The 4114-nt window shown below is 66.4% G+C and carries 3 protein-coding genes and 3 pseudogenes; 5 read left to right on the top strand and 1 reads right to left on the bottom strand.

What is annotated here, in order from left to right; all coding sequences use genetic code 11:
• Positions 1-131: 131 nt before the first annotated feature.
• A pseudogene (locus A5704_RS29880) lies at positions 132-923 on the bottom strand (steroid C27-monooxygenase); the annotation flags it as partial.
• Between the two features lie 122 nt (positions 924-1045).
• Here A5704_RS29880 and A5704_RS23190 point away from each other — a divergent pair.
• The 5 genes and pseudogenes from A5704_RS23190 to A5704_RS23170 form a co-directional block, all read left to right on the top strand.
• Entirely contained in the window at positions 1046-2209 is a 1164-nt protein-coding gene (locus tag A5704_RS23190) for a steroid 3-ketoacyl-CoA thiolase (RefSeq protein ID WP_067755065.1), read from the top strand.
• 7 nt (positions 2210-2216) lie between these two features.
• Entirely contained in the window at positions 2217-2603 is a 387-nt protein-coding gene (locus tag A5704_RS23185) for a hypothetical protein (protein WP_067755068.1), read from the top strand.
• Positions 2604-2612: 9 nt separating this feature from the next.
• On the top strand, positions 2613-3065 hold the full coding sequence (locus A5704_RS23180) for a nitroreductase family deazaflavin-dependent oxidoreductase (RefSeq protein ID WP_067755072.1): 453 nt from the start codon (positions 2613-2615) through the stop codon (positions 3063-3065).
• Positions 3066-3149: 84 nt separating this feature from the next.
• Positions 3150-3404, top strand: a pseudogene (locus A5704_RS23175) (nitroreductase/quinone reductase family protein); the annotation flags it as partial.
• Positions 3405-3589: 185 nt separating this feature from the next.
• Positions 3590-4114: pseudogene (locus A5704_RS23170) on the top strand (cytochrome P450); the annotation flags it as partial.

Genomic DNA, 4114 nt, shown 5'->3' with positions numbered 1-4114 from the left:
CCGCACACCTTCAACATCCTGCGCGACCCGAACCCCCACGTCGGGTTCGGTGGCACCGGCGCCCACTACTGCATCGGCGCGAACCTGGCCCGCATGACCATCACCCTCATCTTCAACGCGGTCGCCGATCACATGCCGTGGGTGATCGAGTTGCGCGTGGTCTCGTTGCCCGCCACCGCGAGCATCACCACGAAGAAACCGAACTCGTCGTCGGAGAGCTTCTCGCCGTCGATGTCGGCCTGGACGAGCGTGGTGACGATGTCGTCGGTGGGGTTCTTGCTGCGCTCCGCGGCCATCGCCATGGCGTAGGTGATCAGTTCCATCGACGACTGCGCGGGATCGACGTGAGCGTACTCGGGGTCGGTGCCGCCGGTCATCTCGTTGGACCAGCGGAAGAGCTTGTCGCGATCCTCCTGGGGAACGCCGAGCAGGCCCGCGATGGCTTGCAGCGGCAGCTCGCACGAGACCTGCTCGACGAAGTCGCCGCTGCCCTCGTGCGCCGCGGTCTTCGCGATGTTCTGGGCACGCTGGGCCAGCTCGGCCTCCAGCCGTCCGATGGCCCGTGGCGTGAAGCCGCGCGAGATGATCTTGCGCAGCCGGGTGTGGTGGGGTGCGTCCATGTTGAGCATGACGCTGCGCTGCAGCTCGACCTGCTCGCGCTTCATCTCCGGCGGCCACGTCGGGATGGCGCCGTTCATCCAGCTCGAGAAGATGTCGCTGCGCTTGGACACCTCCTTGACGTCGGCGTGCTTGGTGACGAGCCAATATCCGTGGTCCTCGAACCCGCCCGCGCCATTGGGGATGTCGACCCAGTGGATGGGCTCCGCCTTGCGCAGCTCGGCGAGTTCCGCGACGGGCAGCCCGGCGAGGTTGACGTCGGGGTCGAGAAAGTCGAAGTCGGCGGGGATGTTGGGGGGTGCCATGATGTGTGCGCTCCTCAATTGCAACGTGTTCTAGTGCCAGTAAAACACGGCTCCTGCGCAGATAAAAGGCAGGTCACCATCGTCGCTTGTCAGACTAATGAAACGTGTTCTAGCCTGACGGAATGGGTAACCCGGTAATCGTCGAAGCCACCCGCAGCCCCATCGGCAAGCGCAACGGATGGCTGTCAGGGCTGCATGCGACCGAGCTGCTTGGCGCGGTGCAGAGGGCGCTGGTGGAGAAGGCCGGCATCGACGCCGGCGACGTCGAACAGGTCATCGGCGGCTGCGTGACGCAGTTCGGCGAGCAGTCCAACAACATCACCCGGGTCAGCTGGCTGGTCGCCGGGCTGCCGGAGCACGTCGGCGCCACGACCGTGGACTGCCAGTGCGGCAGCAGCCAGCAGGCCAACGGGCTGGTGGCCGGGTTGATCGCGGCGGGTGCCATCGACATCGGCATCGCCTGCGGAATCGAGGCCATGAGCCGCGTCGGACTCGGCGCCAACGCCGGTCCCGACCGAAGCATCCTGCGGCCCGCGTCGTGGGACATCGACCTGCCCGACCAGTTCACCGCGGCCGAGCGGATCGCCAAGCGGCGGGGCATCACCCGCGACGACATCGACGAGTTCGGCTACCAATCGCAGGCCAAGGCCAAGCGGGCGTGGGAGGAAGGCCGGTTCGACCGCGAGATCTCCCCGATCGAGGCGCCGGCACTGGACGAGAACAAGCAGCCGACGTCCGAGCGGGTGACCATCTCCCGCGACCAGGGCCTGCGGGAGACCACCCTGTCGGGGCTGAGCTCGCTGAAGCCGGTCATCGAGGGCGGAATCCACACGGCGGGAACGTCGTCGCAGATCTCCGATGGCGCCGCGGCGGTGCTGTGGATGGACGAGGACAAGGCCAAGTCGCTCGGATTGCGGCCGCGGGCCCGCATCGTCAGCCAGGCGCTGGTCGGCGCCGAGCCGTACTACCACCTCGACGGCCCCGTCCAGTCCACCGCCAAGGTTCTGGAAAAGGCCGGCATGAAGATTGGTGACATCGACATCACCGAGATCAACGAGGCGTTCGCGTCGGTGGTGCTGTCCTGGGCGCGGGTGCACAACCCGGACATGGACAAGGTGAACGTGAACGGTGGGGCGATCGCGTTGGGCCACCCGGTGGGCAGCACCGGCAGCCGGCTGATCACCACCGCGCTGCACGAGCTGGAGCGCACCGACCAGAGCACCGCGCTGATCACCATGTGCGCGGGCGGTGCCCTGTCAACCGGCACCATCATCGAACGCATCTAGCCTCTCGGTGCTCGTCTCCGAAGAGAGCCGCATCGCCGCGGCGCAGGCCTACATCGACGCGCTTGTCAGCCATCACGGCGACTCCGTTCCGTTCGCCGCGCGGTGCACCCGCGTCGAGCAAGGGATCAAGAACGGGTTCTCCGGAAACCATCTGCGCCGCAGCATGAATCGTGGTCCGCAGTACCGATTTCTCGCGGACACGACGCCGCCGGATTACCGAATCGACGGAGACCGGGTGCACGCGGCGTACACCGTGCTGACCAAGGCGGCGTTCGGCGGCCGTCGGCTGGCCGCACGAGTCAACGAGACGTTCGTGATACCGGCCGAAAGCTCAAGCGGCAAGGCCGAAATCCACCACATCAAGGTTCGCTTCCAACCATTTGTCCAGCGCTAAGGGAACATCATGCCTAAACCGAAGCCACGCTCTTTGAACGCCCCCTGGGTCGGCTTCATCATCAAATGGATGGCCAAGGGCAACACGTGGATCTACCGACGCAGCAACGGAAAACTGGGCGGCACCTTCGGCAACGCGCCGGTCGCCCTGCTCACCACGACGGGCCGTAAGACCGGTGAACCGCGGGTGAGCCCGCTGCTGTATCTACGCGAAGGGAACCGGGTGGTACTGGTCGCATCGAAGGGCGGCAGCGACAAGAACCCATTGTGGTACCTCAACCTCAAGGCCAATCCCAAAGTCTCCGTGCAGATCAAGGACGAGGTGCTGCAGCTGCAGGCCCGTGACGCCACCGAGGCCGAGCGCGCGGAATACTGGCCGAAGCTGGATGCCATGTACCCGTCATTCGGCGACTACCGATCGTGGACGGACCGCGTCATCCCGATCGTCATCTGCGACCCGTAACGTTTCCCTCGCTGCAGGTTGGGAAAGATCCTGGGCGACGTCGTCGACGCTGACGTCGGCGAAGCCGCGGGCACTGAACAGCTCGACGGCGAAAGGGTGATTCTGCCGGCTTCTTTCGGCGGGCGCGACGTAGACCCGTTGTGGTATCGCAACCTGAAGGAGCATCCCGAAGTGCGGGTGCAGATCCGCGCCCGGCAGCTGGATCTGGTGGCCCGGGATGCCACAGACGCTGAGCGCGAACGCTATTGGCCGCCGCTGAAGCGGATCTGCCCTCGCTACCGCGAATACCGTCGGGCCATCGACCGCGTCATCCCGCTCGTGGTCTGCGAGCCGCGCTAGGCGCGGCCGGTTTGTCTGGGTAGGACCGTCGGTGAGAACGGAGCAGCCGGCCTTGGCCGTCCGCCGCCGAACCATCCGTTGCACCCGGGCACGGCACCTCAGGGCTTGACTGAGCATATCGCCGTATGTGACGATTTCGTCAGAAAGCGTGCGCCGTGGCCGCCAGGCGCGCTGTGAGGAGAACGATGCGTCGCACACCGGCCGGTGTCCCGGTATACGAACCCGACCTCTACTCCGCCGCCGCCATCGTCGATCCCTACCCGCACTACCGGCGCCTGCGCGACCTCGGCCCGGTGGTCTGGCTGGCCAAGCAGAAGGCGTACGCGCTCCCCCGCTACGCCGAGAGCAAGGCCGTGTTGCGTGACGACACGACGTTCCTGTCGGGCAGGGGCGTCTCCCTGAACCCGATCACCAATCGCCTATCGCGAGGCACGACCCTCAACAGCGACGGCGACGAGCACGATCAACGTCGCAAACTGGTCGCGCACCGACTGTTGCCGCGCGTGCTGCGTGCGATCAGCGACAGCGTGGACGCCACCGCCGCGGCGGTCGTCGATGCCGCGCTCGCCCAGGGTGCGGTCGACGGGGTAAACGACCTGGCGGCCGCCCTGCCGCTGGCCGTGGTGCCTGACCTCATCGGTTGGCCGCGGGATGGTCGGCATCACCTCATCGACTGGGGCGGAGCCACTTTCGATGTCCTCGGCCCGCTG

The organism is Mycobacterium sp. E735 (assembly GCF_001666955.1).
GTDB lineage: Bacteria > Actinomycetota > Actinomycetes > Mycobacteriales > Mycobacteriaceae > Mycobacterium.
This window is presented reverse-complemented; position numbering and strand designations above follow the sequence as displayed.